Annotated in this window: 17 protein-coding genes; 12 read left to right on the top strand and 5 right to left on the bottom strand. The window is 42.1% G+C overall.

Going from position 1 to position 14,492, the window contains the following annotated elements; genetic code table 11:
* Nucleotides 1-25: 25 nt before the first annotated feature.
* Complete coding sequence (locus tag GLW00_RS10260; RefSeq protein ID WP_160913622.1) at nt 26-277, bottom strand: ferredoxin; 252 nt, start codon at nt 275-277, stop codon at nt 26-28.
* Between the two features lie 130 nt (nt 278-407).
* On the opposite strand from GLW00_RS10260, the gene GLW00_RS10255 reads away from it, so the two are divergent.
* Genes GLW00_RS10255 through GLW00_RS10240 form a run of 4 tightly spaced genes read left to right on the top strand, consistent with a single transcriptional unit; the run spans nt 408 to nt 3,876 of the window.
* Nucleotides 408-1,478: a YpbB family protein gene (locus GLW00_RS10255; RefSeq protein ID WP_160913620.1), complete on the top strand. Its 1,071-nt coding sequence runs from the start codon at nt 408-410 to the stop codon at nt 1,476-1,478.
* The gene (locus GLW00_RS10250) at nt 1,468-2,979 is read left to right on the top strand and encodes a RecQ family ATP-dependent DNA helicase (RefSeq protein WP_160913618.1); all 1,512 of its coding nucleotides are present in this window, start codon (nt 1,468-1,470) and stop codon (nt 2,977-2,979) included. The genes GLW00_RS10255 and GLW00_RS10250 overlap by 11 nt, the downstream gene beginning before the upstream one ends.
* Nucleotides 2,976-3,572 (top strand): CPBP family intramembrane glutamic endopeptidase, encoded by a 597-nt coding sequence (locus tag GLW00_RS10245; RefSeq protein ID WP_160913616.1) that lies wholly within the window; start codon nt 2,976-2,978, stop codon nt 3,570-3,572. The genes GLW00_RS10250 and GLW00_RS10245 overlap by 4 nt, the downstream gene beginning before the upstream one ends.
* Nucleotides 3,565-3,876 carry a hypothetical protein gene (locus GLW00_RS10240; RefSeq protein WP_160913615.1) on the top strand — a complete coding sequence of 104 codons (312 nt, stop codon included), beginning with the start codon at nt 3,565-3,567 and terminating at the stop codon, nt 3,874-3,876. The genes GLW00_RS10245 and GLW00_RS10240 overlap by 8 nt, the downstream gene beginning before the upstream one ends.
* 3 nt (nt 3,877-3,879) lie before the next feature.
* On the opposite strand, the gene GLW00_RS10235 is transcribed toward GLW00_RS10240, so the two are convergent.
* From GLW00_RS10235 to GLW00_RS10225, 3 genes are read right to left on the bottom strand one after another with little or no spacing between them, the layout of a single operon-like run.
* On the bottom strand, nt 3,880-4,449 hold the full coding sequence (locus GLW00_RS10235) for a manganese catalase family protein (protein ID WP_146815984.1): 570 nt from the start codon (nt 4,447-4,449) through the stop codon (nt 3,880-3,882).
* Nucleotides 4,450-4,482: 33 nt separating this feature from the next.
* Complete coding sequence (locus GLW00_RS10230) at nt 4,483-4,752, bottom strand: spore coat protein CotJB (protein ID WP_160913613.1); 270 nt, start codon at nt 4,750-4,752, stop codon at nt 4,483-4,485.
* Complete coding sequence (locus GLW00_RS10225) at nt 4,749-4,970, bottom strand: spore coat associated protein CotJA (RefSeq protein WP_160913611.1); 222 nt, start codon at nt 4,968-4,970, stop codon at nt 4,749-4,751. Before GLW00_RS10225 ends, GLW00_RS10230 begins: the two co-directional genes overlap by 4 nt.
* Before the next feature lie 125 nt (nt 4,971-5,095).
* Between GLW00_RS10225 and GLW00_RS10220 the strand changes: the two genes are divergently transcribed.
* The 7 genes from GLW00_RS10220 (at nt 5,096) to GLW00_RS10190 (ending at nt 12,544) form a co-directional block, all read left to right on the top strand.
* Nucleotides 5,096-5,734: a CBS domain-containing protein gene (locus GLW00_RS10220; RefSeq protein WP_160913609.1), complete on the top strand. Its 639-nt coding sequence runs from the start codon at nt 5,096-5,098 to the stop codon at nt 5,732-5,734.
* 228 nt (nt 5,735-5,962) lie between these two features.
* On the top strand, nt 5,963-6,730 hold the full coding sequence (locus GLW00_RS10215; protein ID WP_160913607.1) for a metallophosphoesterase: 768 nt from the start codon (nt 5,963-5,965) through the stop codon (nt 6,728-6,730).
* 97 nt (nt 6,731-6,827) lie between these two features.
* Nucleotides 6,828-7,730, top strand: coding sequence for a MerR family transcriptional regulator (locus tag GLW00_RS10210; RefSeq protein ID WP_160913605.1), 903 nt, complete (start codon nt 6,828-6,830; stop codon nt 7,728-7,730).
* A 336-nt stretch (nt 7,731-8,066) separates the two neighbouring features.
* On the top strand, nt 8,067-8,648 hold the full coding sequence (locus tag GLW00_RS10205; RefSeq protein WP_160913603.1) for a genetic competence negative regulator: 582 nt from the start codon (nt 8,067-8,069) through the stop codon (nt 8,646-8,648).
* Between the two features lie 337 nt (nt 8,649-8,985).
* Entirely contained in the window at nt 8,986-9,906 is a 921-nt protein-coding gene (locus GLW00_RS10200; protein WP_160913601.1) for a D-alanine--D-alanine ligase, read from the top strand.
* Nucleotides 9,907-10,059: 153 nt separating this feature from the next.
* Nucleotides 10,060-11,340, top strand: coding sequence for a Glu/Leu/Phe/Val family dehydrogenase (locus GLW00_RS10195; RefSeq protein ID WP_160913599.1), 1,281 nt, complete (start codon nt 10,060-10,062; stop codon nt 11,338-11,340).
* A gap of 229 nt (nt 11,341-11,569) precedes the next feature.
* Nucleotides 11,570-12,544 carry a YpdA family putative bacillithiol disulfide reductase gene (locus tag GLW00_RS10190; RefSeq protein ID WP_160913598.1) on the top strand — a complete coding sequence of 325 codons (975 nt, stop codon included), beginning with the start codon at nt 11,570-11,572 and terminating at the stop codon, nt 12,542-12,544.
* A gap of 75 nt (nt 12,545-12,619) precedes the next feature.
* Here GLW00_RS10190 and GLW00_RS10185 read toward each other — a convergent pair whose 3' ends face one another.
* Nucleotides 12,620-13,588 carry an asparaginase gene (locus GLW00_RS10185; protein WP_160913596.1) on the bottom strand — a complete coding sequence of 323 codons (969 nt, stop codon included), beginning with the start codon at nt 13,586-13,588 and terminating at the stop codon, nt 12,620-12,622.
* A gap of 91 nt (nt 13,589-13,679) precedes the next feature.
* Here GLW00_RS10185 and prsW point away from each other — a divergent pair, with 91 nt between their 5' ends.
* A complete protein-coding gene (gene prsW, locus GLW00_RS10180) occupies nt 13,680-14,339 on the top strand; it encodes a glutamic-type intramembrane protease PrsW (protein WP_160913594.1) in 660 nt (219 codons plus the stop codon).
* The last annotated feature ends 153 nt before the right edge of the window (nt 14,340-14,492 follow it).

Raw genomic sequence — 14,492 nt, 5'->3', positions numbered from 1 at the left:
GGCTTTGGTTACGAAAAGAGGTACATCACTCTTCGTATTTTAGAGGGTCTCCGTGAAATGGAAGTGAGGAGATCTTTATAGAATCTGTCGGACATCCTTCCCATGCATCTTCCATATCCTCTTCGTAAAGCTCCGGCACTTCATCCGTACCCTCGTTATCATCAAGGACGACATAAGCAATTCCTTCATCGTCGTAGTCATATAAATCAGGGGCAGCAGCACCACAGGCCCCGCAGGCAATGCAGGTCTCTTTATCTACGATTGTATATTTGGCCATAGAACGACCTCCTTCATGGAACTTCTCTATGATCGAGGTGTTGATTACATAAGTACAACGTTTATTGTAAATCGCATGGGAATGGTTTTCAACTAAACCATGCTGAAGAAGGAAGAAAAGGGGGGAGAAGATGTTCGGTCATTTGGTTTTAACTTGTGTGGATCGACTCCGGGGAGAGCGTACAGTCTCAGGCATTTATCATTTACTGACAGGAAAACGTTCTTCACAAACACTACAGGATGCGAAAGGGTACGAGCTTGATCCACTGTTTGGTGTCTATCCATCATTGAAGCGTGAGTCATTGGAGAAACAGATTAACATACTGGTTCACAACGGGTTGATCCAGTTAAATGAACAATCTTTTCCTTCCATAACTCCTGAAGGGACTCGGCAATTGTCATCTTTCCCGGTTCATGAGCTTCAATACTTTGAAGGAATGGTCTGGCATGACGTGGTTCCTACTTTTGTCAAAAGAGTCTATCTACTGCTGCAAGCGATGGCGAACTCCAATGCCGGCATTCACCACTATGTACCCATCGTTGATGACTTTGGTACACAAAATTGGGTGCGGAAAGTCCATCAGCAATTTCAAGATAAACTACCAAAGATGGGGGAATCGTTGTATGAAGAAATTCATCACCTCCTAAAAAAGCACCCGTCTCTTCAAGCAGAATTGTTCGTCCATCGTTTGACGGGCGGGGGTGTGATTGGCATGACAATCGAACAACTCACAAGGGAGTTTGAATTATATAGAGAAGATGTTGAGATCATGCTGCAACACACCTATTATTATCTATTTCTTGAATCTAAAAGGGACAAGGCTCGCTATCCTGTGCTGCACCTCTGTACAAAAGGACTCGATGCGACCCACCTGATTACAAAATCGGCTAGGAAGACATACCAGTATATTGAACAAGGGTTGAGCATGCAGGAAATTATGAATATACGGCGATTGAAAAAGAGCACGATCCAGGACCACATTGTAGAATCCGCTTTAATTATCCCCGATTTTTCGATTGCTTCTTTTTTGAGTGAGGTTGATGTACGTGAGATAAATAAAATGGGGAATCAATTAGATACAAAAAAGCTGAAGCAAATACATGAAGCATTGGATGGAAAGTATGATTATTTCGAACTGCGCCTCGCATTAGCAAAAGGCCAGCACGCAATAAGGGAAGGTATGACAAAGGATGAGTCATGATCTAGGTTTGATACTAAAAGAGAATTTTGGCTTTGACGAATTCAGGGAAGGTCAGAAAGAAGTCATTACAGATGTTCTGGAGGGGGAAGATGTATTAGGAATCCTACCGACTGGAACAGGCAAATCGCTATGTTATCAACTTCCTGCCAAGGTCCTTGGTGGCACGACACTTGTCGTATCTCCCCTGATCTCACTCATGGTGGATCAGGTGAAGCAGTTGAAGGCTTCTGGATATAAAGCCGTGACCGCTGTGAACAGTTTTATGGATCAGCCTGAAAGAAATGCTGTATTGAAGAACCTTCATAAATACTCGCTTGTCTACATTTCACCAGAAATGCTGCAGAATGATTGGCTGCAGCAACGCCTGAACCGCATGCATGTCCCTCTCTTTGTTATTGACGAAGCCCACTGTATATCTCAGTGGGGACATGAGTTCAGAACGGATTATCTCAAGCTTCATCAGACCATTGAAAATCTCGGCCACCCAACCGTAATGGCCTTAAGTGCAACCGCGACTCCTGATGTGCAGCAGGATATCATGGAAAAGCTGAGACTTCCCCATATGAAAAAGAGAATCTATCCGATGGATAAACAAAACATTAGTTTTGCTGTGGAAGAATGCACGAGTCCAGAAGAAAAAACGGAACGAATCGTTGAAGTGCTCAAGCAAAACCAAGCTCCTACCATGATCTATTTTTCAAGTCGCCAGTGGGCAGAAAAAGTCAGTTTTGAACTGAGGGACCGTTTGGACCAGAGAGTTGCCTTTTACCATGGTGGAATGGAACAAACAGATCGTATGCTGGTGCAGCAGCAATTCATGAATCATCAATTGGATGTCATTTGCTGTACGAGTGCCTTCGGTATGGGGGTAGACAAAAAAGACATACGCATGGTGATCCATTTTCATCTGCCCCCTCAACTGGAATCCTTTATCCAGGAGGTTGGCAGGGCAGGACGGGACGGTGAAGCAGCGGTCAGTCTACTGCTTTTCACACGTCAGGACCATTATCTTCCTCAGAGACTTATACAGAGTGAACTTCCTGAGAAAAATGATCTTCACCGAGTCTTCTCTTTTTTAATGAAAAAGCAGGGAGAAGATGTGCCATCAGATAGTATCATGATTGAACGCTTTGAGTTATCCGAATCCCAATGGAATTTTATCAAGTTTCAGTTAGAAGAAGAGGGTGCTTTACAAAACGGAAAACTAGTAGGGGTGACCGCGAACCTCTTTCAGGAAATTCACCGCTTTTTAGAGGAGAGGTGGATGTATAAACACAACAAACTGAATGAAATGTTGAAATGGATCCACTCATCTGATTGTCGCAGAGAAGCGTTATATAAACCGTTTCAGGACATGGTTCGAAAGCCAACCGTTCCATGCTGTGACCAATGCGATTTCAGCATGGATGACCTATCTTTCCAGGAGGAGCGACGTACGTATGATACGTTCAGCTGGGAGGATCGTTTAAAGTTTATTTTCAAACAAGGAGCCGGTTTATGAAACGAAAGAGTCAATCAGAACTGATTATGGAAATGAACGACCGGGAAATTACACTACAATTGGTTCTTACTCAGTTGAGTATACTGATTCTCGCAATTATTGGCAGCGTATTCCTTTTTGATGCTTTCTGGGCTGATTGGAGCAGTCAAGTGGGTTTCCATTTGAACGAGCTGTTGCTTTACGGATTGATACCAGGACTTATGGTGCTTCTCATCGACCTTTTTCTCGTGTATCGTTTACCACAAAGGATGTACGATGATGGCGGCATTAATGTCAAAGTTTTTAAGAATCGTTCGAGTTTAAGTATTATTGGCATTACTTTGCTGGTTGCGGTAAGTGAAGAAATGCTATTCCGCGGAGTTCTGCATGCGGAGTTTGGGTATGTGGTGGCAAGTGTACTCTTTGCCGTTATGCATATTCGTTATTTAACAAAAATCGTGTTATTGATTTCAGTATTATTCGTCAGTTTCTTTATCGGGTATATGTATGAGATGACGGGTAATTTACTTGTGACCATCCTGGCACATTTTCTAATTGATGTTGTATTAGCCTTTTGGATCCGTTTCGGAAAATGGGGGGAAGCCGATGAGTGAACAGCATTCATCAAAAGAGCAAAGAGAGCAGATGAGGAATGACAAAGAAGATGGCGGTTATGAAGAGGAAGAGTTTGATATTCTGGATCTGCCACCAAGAAAAGATGTTCATGAAGGTAGGAAAGAAAAAACGAGGTGGAAGGTAAATGCGATTTGGATGCGCTTCCTCTTTGTCGTTCTTCTTATCTTGATTATCGTGATGCTTTCGTTTCCTTATTGGGATGTGTGGTTTGGACAAACCTTTCCTAAGCCAGGCTTCATAGAAGAATCGCCCTACCATGAACAAATCACGGTAGAGCGTTGACTTTTAGAAAAATTGTTTTCGATCCCTTTCAAACTTAAGTATTTCAACCGCTTCCCTGAACCTTTGGGAATGAACCACTTCCCGTTCACGCAAAAATTTCAAACTGTCATTCAAGCATGGGTCATCCGACATATTAATGATCCACTGATAGGTGGCTCTGGCTTTCTCCTCAGCAGCTATGTCCTCATATAGATCAGCAATCGGATCTCCTTTCGCCTGAATATAAGTGGCGGTCCACGGGCTTCCTGCTGCGTTATTGTAATACAAAGCGTGGTCGTGGTTTGCGTAATGGGCCCCAAGACCTGCCGCCTTCATTTGTTCCGGTGTCGCATCTTTCGTGAGTTTATAGATCATCGTGGCGATCATTTCTAAATGGGCGAATTCCTCTGTCCCGATATCCGTCAAAAGACCAATCACTTTATCCGGAATACTGTACCGTTGATTCAAGTAGCGAAGGGCTGCGGATAATTCGCCGTCCGCTCCTCCATACTGTTCAATTAAATATTTTGCAAGCCTCGGGTTGCATTCGGTTACTTTTACAGGATATTGTAATTTCTTTTCGTAATACCACATAAGCGCCCTCCTATGTCCTTCATCCTTGAAGGTTTATAACTGCCATGGCCATGGACTATCTCCCCAATTCCATGGATAACCTGAAAAGCTGGCACCATACTGCCTTAAAGGCCCAAACTGCTGCTCATAGGCAGATTTCAGATCTCTGCTTTCAACGGCAAGCTGATTGAACTGCTGGATAGCCTGGGTGTCCTGCGGATGGGTATCCAGGTAAAGAGTAAGTTCTACCAAAGCGAAATCCACCATTTGAATCTTTTCCATTAAAGCATATCGCTCTTTAGCAGGATTAGCCCCTTGCTTCATCGTTTTGCTCCTTTCTCTAGAGGTGTAGGGTAGGGATCATACAAAGCCGGCCAAAGAGTTCCTTTATACAACGCGTCTTGTATCGGGAACTGCTGCAAGTTTGGGGGCTGAAATCCAAGATAGAGATTAGGCGGTGTCTGATAACAAGCCGTCCCTCGTGGCGGACATGGATCAAAAGGGCCGTGGTAAGGCTGGTAGCATTTAATTGGTGTGTACATCCTACATCACATCCTTTTCCTAGGAATTTTATGTGGGCCCTTCTTGTCCTATGCGATGAAGGCAGGATATTCGCAGGTGGATGGCGAAATTATTACCGTGCAAATTAAAAAGAAGAGGTGAGTGTATGTTTGTTAAAGGAATTATGAAACCCGCCCACAAATCCTTCACGGCGGAATCATCCGCTTCACTTTCAGAAGTTCTGAAAGTGCTTGATGATAAAGATATTGAAGCCATGCCTGTTTTAAGATCAGGTCAATTCACAGGAATGATCTCTAAAGAAATCATATTCCGGGCTTATTTTAATTCTGAAGAAGGAATAGATCGGAAGACGTTTCTTCGTGAAACCACTGCTGGTGATGTTGCCATGTATGAGGGGTTTTATATTCATGATGAAGAGGTTTTTGAACATACGCTGCCGTTGTTCAAAGGTTTTTCCGTGCTGGCTGTCGTCAACGAATCCAAGAAATTTCTTGGTCTCGTGACAAGATTTGATGTCATCGAACAGTTCGAAAGTGCGTTCGGGGTCAACAAAAAAGGAGTCAGAATTGCTTTCACTTCTGAAGAGTCATCAGGAAGAATTGAAAGACTCGGGGATATTATTAAAAGTTATCACGAAAACGTGATTTCACTTGCTACGTTTGATGAAACCGATAAGCTTGCCAGAAGAATTGTCTTGAAGATTGAAGACAATGATAATATTGAAGCATTTACGAAGAAGCTTGAAAAGACAGGTTTTAGAATTCTAAGCGTAAAGAATGTGTGAGGAAGTTCTTTCATTTTTCTTGGGGTTATAATGGTGACTAACTGTAGAAAAAACCGCTCAGGATGTGTAATCTTGAGCGGTTTTTTCTTGTATTTATGATTCATGTTGTATCACATTCTCTATAAATTTTAGGGATCAGTTGAAATGCTTCCATGCGAGTCCGTTTTATCAAGCTTGCACGTTTGTGATAATATAAGAGTTCTATAAAAATAACGTGGGGGTGTTTAAATGGTATGGATCTTGCTAATCGTACTCATTGTTGGCGTTATGCTGTTGGGTTTTATGTACGTTTTGTCAGAGAACGATCACTTGCAAGAAAAACAATTGGATTGTAAAGGGCTTGATACTCACCAGAGGATTCAGCTGCTGTTCATTAGTGACATACATAATCGAAAATTAAATGAGGCGACGTTCACAAAAATAAGCACTGTTGATCTTGTCATCATCGGTGGTGATTTCGTAGATAAAAGGACATCTTATGAGCGTTTTATGCACAACCTATCCCTATTGAAGCAATGGGGAGCTCCCGTTTATTTCATTCCCGGTAATAATGATCATGAGTGGAGGTACGGATCATTTTTGGATGAATTGATGAAAGAGGAAGTCATCCCCCTTTCAAACGAGGATGAGTTTGTGGAGTTACCAAACGGAACTCCGGTCGTATTGAGTGCCTTAGATCCATATTTTATGAAACCTAACCGAAATGCTTCCTATTTAGAAGATGAAAAAGGACTGCAGATTCTTTGTGTACATGATCCGTATGTATTCAACCGGATGACTCAAGAGGCCAAGGGCAGGTTTGATATAGTCTTAAGTGGACATACCCATGGTGGACAGATTCGGATTTTTGGCTTCGGACCTTATGAGCGGGGCGGGTGGCAGATCAGTGAAAACCAGGCTATGCTTGTAAGTGAGGGATATGGTACATCCTTAATGCCTCTACGTCTAGGAACCAAAGCGGAATGTCACTGGATAGAATTAACATCCAAAAAATAAAATCTACCTCGAAAACATATAGGGAGAATATTGAAATTTTACACATATTCTTGACATCTTATATAATAAAGGAAAATGGACGGGTGGAGGCAGACTTATGGCAACAACGAAAGCAAAATACAATATAAAAGCTGTGTCACAGTTATTAGGAATTCAGCCGGGTACACTCCGTGCCTGGGAAAGAAGATATAAAATGATTCGCCCTTCAAGGAATGAGGCTGGCCATCGTCTGTACACCGATGAGCATGTACGAATTCTAAAATGGTTGATGGAAAAAGTGAACAAAGGATTCACCATATCGCAAGCGGTTTCCTTGTTAGAAAGTAATGAAGAAGCGGTGACGAGCACCAATCATGATTCTGAACATAAAACGGAACTGGATAAAATTGGCGGTGAACTGTTGAACAGCCTTCTATCCTTTAATGAAAACGATGCGCAGCGTCATCTTGATCATGCGTTCAGTTTATTCACGCCAGAAACCGTGGCTATTGATATTATTGGACCTATCCTTGTGAAAGTCGGTGACTTGTGGGAGGAAAACCGGATTACGAGTGCCCATGAGCATTTCGCGAGTCACTTCATCCGTTCCAGGATCGGCATGATGCTTCTGTCTATTCCAGTCGATGGAATGCTTCCGAAAGCCCTGCTTGTCTGTGGTCCTAACGAAAGGCATGAATTAGGGTTGTTGATCTTTGCTCTGTTTTTGAAACGAAAAGGTTACGATGTCATTTATCTCGGTCAGAGTATTGCAGGCGGAGATATTGATATTGTCATTGATGAAATTGAACCCACGTATATGTTCATGTCCTGTACGCTTAAAAAGAATATCCCCATAACGGTAAGGCTTGCAGAATCATTGCAAAAACAATACCCTGACCTGAAAATTGGTCTTGGTGGATATGCTTATGACCGCCTTTCTGAACTGGACAAAAAACGAATCCAGCCGTTTATTGTAGGAAACTCTAAAAAAGCATGGGAACGCTGGTTGCAGGCGACATAACGGTCAGTATTTACAACAGAAACTGAATGCAGGCTTAATAATGGAACGGTACCTTGTTAAAAGGGGCCGTTCCATTATTAACGTGGGAAAACGCGTGTTCTGTCGTCGTTCTAAGCCTACCCTCATAACAGAAGAAGCCATTATGACTGCATTTACAAGAGTTGGTGGTCAATTATATGAGCCTGTTGAGAGGAGGGTTCATTACATAATGATTGATTTGGCGGCGGAAAATGTTTGCCCACGCCCAAATCGTTAGATATAATTTGAAAAAAGGTGCCATAATCGCATCAGTCATCATAAGATATAGATAACACATCGTGACAGGGGGGCGATCATGTGCGAGTGGAAAGAATGACGAATGAGAAATTTAAGATCTTCCTTACGTTTGATGATCTGATGGATCGGGGGTTGTCTCGTGAGGAGCTTTGGAGTGATTTACCTAGAGTGCATCGTATTTTCAGTGATATGATGTATGATGCAGGCATCGAACTGGGTGTCGAACTGTCAGGTGTCCTGTTGGTGCAGGTATATCTCCTGCAAGCGCAAGGCATGTTAGTCGTCGTAACGAAAACAGAGCCCGCCGATATAGAAGACGATGAAGATTACATTGAAATGAAGGTCACTTTGGATGAAAGTAAAGAAATGATGTTCTCCTTTGAAGACTTCGAACATGTCATCCGGGCAGGGCACCAGCTGTATCAGCTTGATGTAACCGGAGGCAGTGTTTTCTTCTATCATGATTCTTATTATATGCTTCTTGAAGATGAAGATATCTTCCATTTAGATCAAGATCAAGTGATTGCGCTATTATCTGAGTTCGCTTCCGCTACAGCAGCGACCTCTCACCGCTTGATTGAATATGGAAAACAAATCATGGACAAAGATGCATGTCGAACCATCTATAAACATTTTTCATAAACTGCAAGAGCGACGCTTCATAAGAGTCGTTCTTTTTTTATGGCATATCGATGTCACTGGTACGTTTTTTTCGCTATCCGGACATCTGTTTCGAGATGTTTGCGTGGATCCAGGGACTCCGAAAAACCGTTTGCTTTCCAACCACTCCTGATCCTGACTTTAGCAATGAACCTCAAAAACGCTTCTACTTTCATTGGAGCGAATGTTGGAGTTGGAGGCTTAGGGATATAAAATAATTCAGTGTATTTTTAAATAGAAGCTTGTAAGGGAACATGTTAAGATAAGAGTTGGTGTAAGTTAATTATTATTTAGTGGTCTATGAAATGGAGTGTAACAAATGAAGATTGCGGTTTTATATGGTGGTACATCAGGGGAACGAGAAGTTTCTCTCTCAACTGGAAAGGGAATCATTAAAGCGTTAGAGAACAAGGGACACGAGGTTACGCCGATCGACTTTTCTCCTGAAAAAATGGAAGAAGTACTGAAGTTGGATGTGGACTTGGTTTTCATCGGGCTGCATGGACGTTTTGGTGAAGACGGAAAGATTCAAGGGCTTCTAGATATGCTCGGCATACCTTATGTCGGTTCGGGAGTTTTAGCTTCAGCCCTAGCCATGGACAAAGCGAAGTCCAAGCAGATCTTTTCCTTGAATGGTTTACACACAGCGAAAAGTGAAGTGTTTGATGTTACAGACCACGGTCAATTTACCGTGATTGAAGATGAAATCAAACGGACGTTCACTCTCCCATTCGTCATAAAACCGAATCAAGAAGGTTCTACTTTAGGTTTAACTATCGTCAAAAAAGAACAGGATATACGCCAGGCGATCGAAATGGCTGCACATTCTGACTCTATGATTCTAGTTGAAGATTATGTTAAGGGCAGAGAAGTAACCGTACCTGTGATGGGGTATAAAGGAAAAGAACAGGCACTTCCTGTAATAGAGATCATTCCTAAGAATGATTATTATGATTTTGATTCAAAATATAAACCTGGAGGCAGTGAACATATCGTACCAGCCAAAGTGAGTGAAACGTTGACCGCTCAACTCCAACAAGACGCCGTCTTGGCTCATCAGCTGCTTGGTTGTGATGTTTATTCGCGTGTTGACTTCATTATTAATGAGAATGAAGAGCCGGTCATTTTAGAAGTGAATACGTTGCCGGGAATGACACCAACGAGCCTTTTCCCTGATTCTGCTCAGGCAATCGGCTTAAGTTATGACGACCTTATCCAAAAATTCGTAGAGCTATCGTAATAAAATAAAGCCACACAAGTGTAAACGTTTACATTTTTTCTTTGAAAACGGTTAGAAAAAGCCGCATTCAGCTTTCCTAATTAGTAGTGAACGTGTATACTAATCACTGAAGAACGAGCCCTAATCGAATGGATTGATATAGGAGGTAAATGGATGGTAGCCGATAAGCCAACAGATTCTGCAAACCAAAATAACGATAAACTTGATGTGTTAAAGTCCACTCAGACGGTGGTTAAAAAAGCACTAGATAAATTAGGTTATCCTAATGAAGTATATGAGTTGATGAAAGAACCTGTAAGAATGATGACGGTAAGAATTCCTGTTCGTATGGATAATGATCAGATTAAGATCTTCACAGGCTATCGTGCCCAGCATAATGATGCGGTTGGTCCAACCAAAGGAGGCGTCCGTTTCCACCCGAACGTTTCTGAAAAAGAAGTAAAAGCGCTCTCTATTTGGATGAGTCTGAAAGCAGGAATCGTTGATCTTCCTTATGGAGGAGGTAAAGGGGGAATCGTATGTGATCCGCGCGAAATGTCCTTCCGTGAGCTTGAAGGAGTCAGCCGTGGGTATGTGCGTGCCATCAGTCAGATTGTAGGCCCTACAAAAGACATCCCTGCACCAGACGTGTTTACAAACTCTCAAATCATGGCCTGGATGATGGATGAATACAGCCGGATTGACGAATTCAACAATCCTGGATTCATTACAGGAAAGCCTCTGGTTCTTGGTGGTTCACATGGCCGTGAAACAGCGACAGCCAAAGGTGTGACCATATGTATTGAAGAAGCAGCCAAGAAAAAAGGAATCAACGTAGAAGGGGCCAGAGTCGTAGTCCAGGGCTTCGGTAATGCAGGAAGCTTCCTTGCGAAATTCATGCATGACCGCGGAGCGAAAGTGATAGGAATTTCAGACGCCTACGGTGGGCTTCACGATCCAGATGGACTTGATATTGACTACTTATTAGATCGCCGTGACAGCTTTGGAACAGTCACAAATCTATTCAAAAATACCATTACAAATGAACAGTTATTGGAGCTTGATTGTGACATTCTCGTACCTGCAGCGATCGAGAATCAGATTACGGAAGATAATGCCCATAACATAAAAGCAACCATCGTCGTAGAAGCAGCCAATGGTCCGACGACATTGGACGCTACAAGAATCCTCTCTGAACGTGGGATTCTACTTGTCCCTGACGTGTTAGCTTCCTCAGGTGGAGTGACTGTATCCTATTTCGAATGGGTCCAAAACAACCAGGGTTATTATTGGACAGAAGAAGAAGTGGAAGAAAAGCTTCATAAAGTCATTGTTAAAGGCTTTGATAACGTTTATCGTACGGCTGAGACGCGTCGTGTAGATATGCGACTTGCCGCTTATATGGTCGGAGTTAGAAAAATGGCGGAAGCCTCAAGGTTCCGTGGATGGATCTAACTTGATTCTACGAATGCAATCTCCTATCATGGTTATGGTAGGAGATTCATTTTTTATGAAAGAACAGGCGCCATATATGGACACGTTGAGAATATGAGTGCCCCGGATTGTAACCTTCGCATGAAAGCTAACGAAGTATAGTGGGAAATTGTATGTGGAAACCATACCAGATGGATAAAGTGGTATTAAAGGATTGACCTGTATCGGGAATGAAAGAGGAGTGTTGGTCGTGCAAGAAGAAAAAGTCATCATTATCGGTGGTGGGCCATGTGGAATGAGTGCAGCCATCGAATTGCAAAAAGAAGGAATAGAGCCGCTTATTATTGAAAAAGGAAATATCGTCAATTCGATTTATCATTACCCTACACATCAGACGTTTTTCAGTTCGAGTGAAAAGCTTGAGATCGGGAACATCCCATTCATTACAGAACGTCAAAAGCCTGTCCGCAATGAAGCATTGGCCTATTACCGAGCGGTCGCAGGAAGAGAAGATTTACGAGTGAATACGTATGAAAAAGTAACAAAAGTGGAACGGAATGACCACGGGTTTATCGTCCACTCAGAGAGAGTAGAAGGCGAAGCCAAGAGTTACCGGGCAAGTCAAATCGTCATCGCTACTGGATATTATGATCAACCCAATTATATGAATATTAAAGGTGAAGATCTACCAAAAGTTAAGCACTATTTCAAAGAGGGACATCCCTATTATAAGAAAAACGTCGTCATCATTGGCGGCAAAAATTCCGCGGCCGATGCTGCGCTGGAATTAGAAAAATCTGGAGCATGCATTACTGTTCTTTACCGTGGAGAAGATTATTCGAAAAGTATCAAACCGTGGATTCTGCCACAATTCGAAGCATTGGTCAATAAAGGCATCATTGATATGGAGTTCTGTGCGAATGTCAAAGAAATTACCACGGGTGAGGTTATCTATGAATGTCAGGGGCAGGAAAAACGAATTGAAAATGATTTCGTTTTTGCTATGACTGGGTACCGCCCGGACCATGCGTTCCTCACTAAAATGGGAGTAGAGATGGATGAAGAAACCGGAAGGCCTGCGTTTAATGAGGATACGATGGAGACGAACATTCAGGGCATCTATATTGCAGGTGTCATTGCAGCTGGATATAACAACAATGAAATCTTCATAGAAAATGGCCGTCACCATGGTGGAAAGATAGCCCAAGCACTTACTGCTAAATAAATGTAAAGAAAAAGCCTGGAGTTCTTTTTTTGACTCCAGGCTTTCTTGTATAATCCATTGATTTTTCATCGGTTTTTAGCTGAACATATGTTCAAGTTCCGTCATATTTGTGGTCATTTCAAGTGCAACCATAAGTTTGATACGGGCTTTTGGTCCAGTAAGTCCATTAGCAAAGATGATTCCCATTTCCTTCAGTTGACGACCCCCACCTGGATAACCATATGTATCCTGCACAATTCCTTGATAGCAGCGGGAGACCAGAACAATCGGAATGCCATCATGAAGGGTCCGTTTTAAAGCATCTACCGTTTCTGGTGGTAAATTCCCTTGCCCTAAAGCCTCGATGACAAGACCATCTACCTTGCTTTCGCGAACGGCATCAATCAAAGTGCCATCCATACCTGCGTAAGCTTTGATAAGGGCCACTTGCTTTTTAATGTCTTGAATGGGATAAGAATCACGGCGTGTCATTTTATGGTGGAAAAACACTTCCGTTTTAGTTGTAATTCCGATTGGACCATACTGAGGGCTTTGAAATGTTGCTACATTACTCGTACTGGTTTTAGTCACGTTTTTAGCCGTATGAATTTCATCGTTCATGACAACGAGCACACCCTTGTCCTGTGCTTCATCACAGTTGGCTACCCTGATCGCACTGAGAAGGTTATACAGACCATCAGATCCGATTTCATTACTGGAACGCATAGCGCCGGTAACGACTACAGGTTTCCTCGTCTGCAAAAACAAGTCTAGAAAATAAGCGGTTTCTTCCAATGTATCTGTACCATGAGTGATAACAATGCCATCATAGTTTTTTCTGGACATTTTTTCATGGATGGATCGACCCAGTTTCAACATGTGATCCGGTCGGATATGGGGAGAAGGGAGGTAAAACAAAATCTCATCTTCAATGACCGTGTTCCCTTTCAACATAGTGGAGATCTCATCCAAAGGATGCTTGGACGAAGTGTTCACTTCTCCTGTTTCTTTGTTTTCCTTCATAGATATTGTGCCACCTGTGTGAATGACTAGTATACGCTTCATATTTACACCATCTTCCATTCAAATGTTCCTTTTCTCATACCTTCATGATACGATGAAACGTAGGTGAATGAAAGAGAGAGGGTTGAGAAACATGGCCATATTGACTGCCGCTATATCTCCTGCCGTGGCCATCATGACATTTATATACTTAAGTAAACGGATCGAATTAGAGCCCCTTCCTTTAATTATCCGTATGTTCATCATAGGCGTAATCATGGTTTTTCCTATCATGTTCATTCAGTATGCTTTCGAAGTTGAAAATGTATTTCACTCGTCATTGATGAAATCATTTTTTCTTGCTGGTTTACTTGAAGAATTCTTTAAATGGTTCTTTATGTTATTTGTAGCCTATCGTCATTCTGATTTTGATCATCATTACGATGGGATCATTTACGGAGTGGCTGTCAGTTTAGGTTTTGCAACAATTGAGAACATCATCTATATTTTTCAAAACGGTATTGAAATCGCCATTCTGCGTGCTGTTTTCCCCGTCTCCTCACATGCTCTTTTTGGAGTCATTATGGGATATTACATGGGGAAAGCTAAGTTCAGGACAAATCGTTCAAACTGGTGTTTAACGATAGGGTTGGTCATTCCCGTAGGATTGCACGTCATTTATGACTATATTATTACTGTGAAAGAAATGACATGGATGTATTGGATTACTCCGTTTATGGTTATTTTATGGCTTATCGGCCTTCGTAAGATTAAAATAGCGAATCAGCATCATGAAAAATTATTAAAAACATGAACAGCCAGAGGGCTGTTCTTTTTTTATGCGCTGAAGACCAGAATCATAAAGCTTAGGATACGTAGCTGAGTGGAGAGATGAAAATATGCATAATCTTTTGGTTCTGTTAAAAACTACCCCTATAACTAAACTATTGGGTCAGGGGTGGATATT

The organism is Halobacillus litoralis (assembly GCF_009856445.1).
Classification (GTDB): Bacteria; Bacillota; Bacilli; order Bacillales; family Halobacillaceae; genus Halobacillus; species Halobacillus litoralis.
The sequence above is the reverse complement of the archived record's forward strand: the minus strand, read 5'-3'. Positions and strand labels throughout refer to the sequence as shown.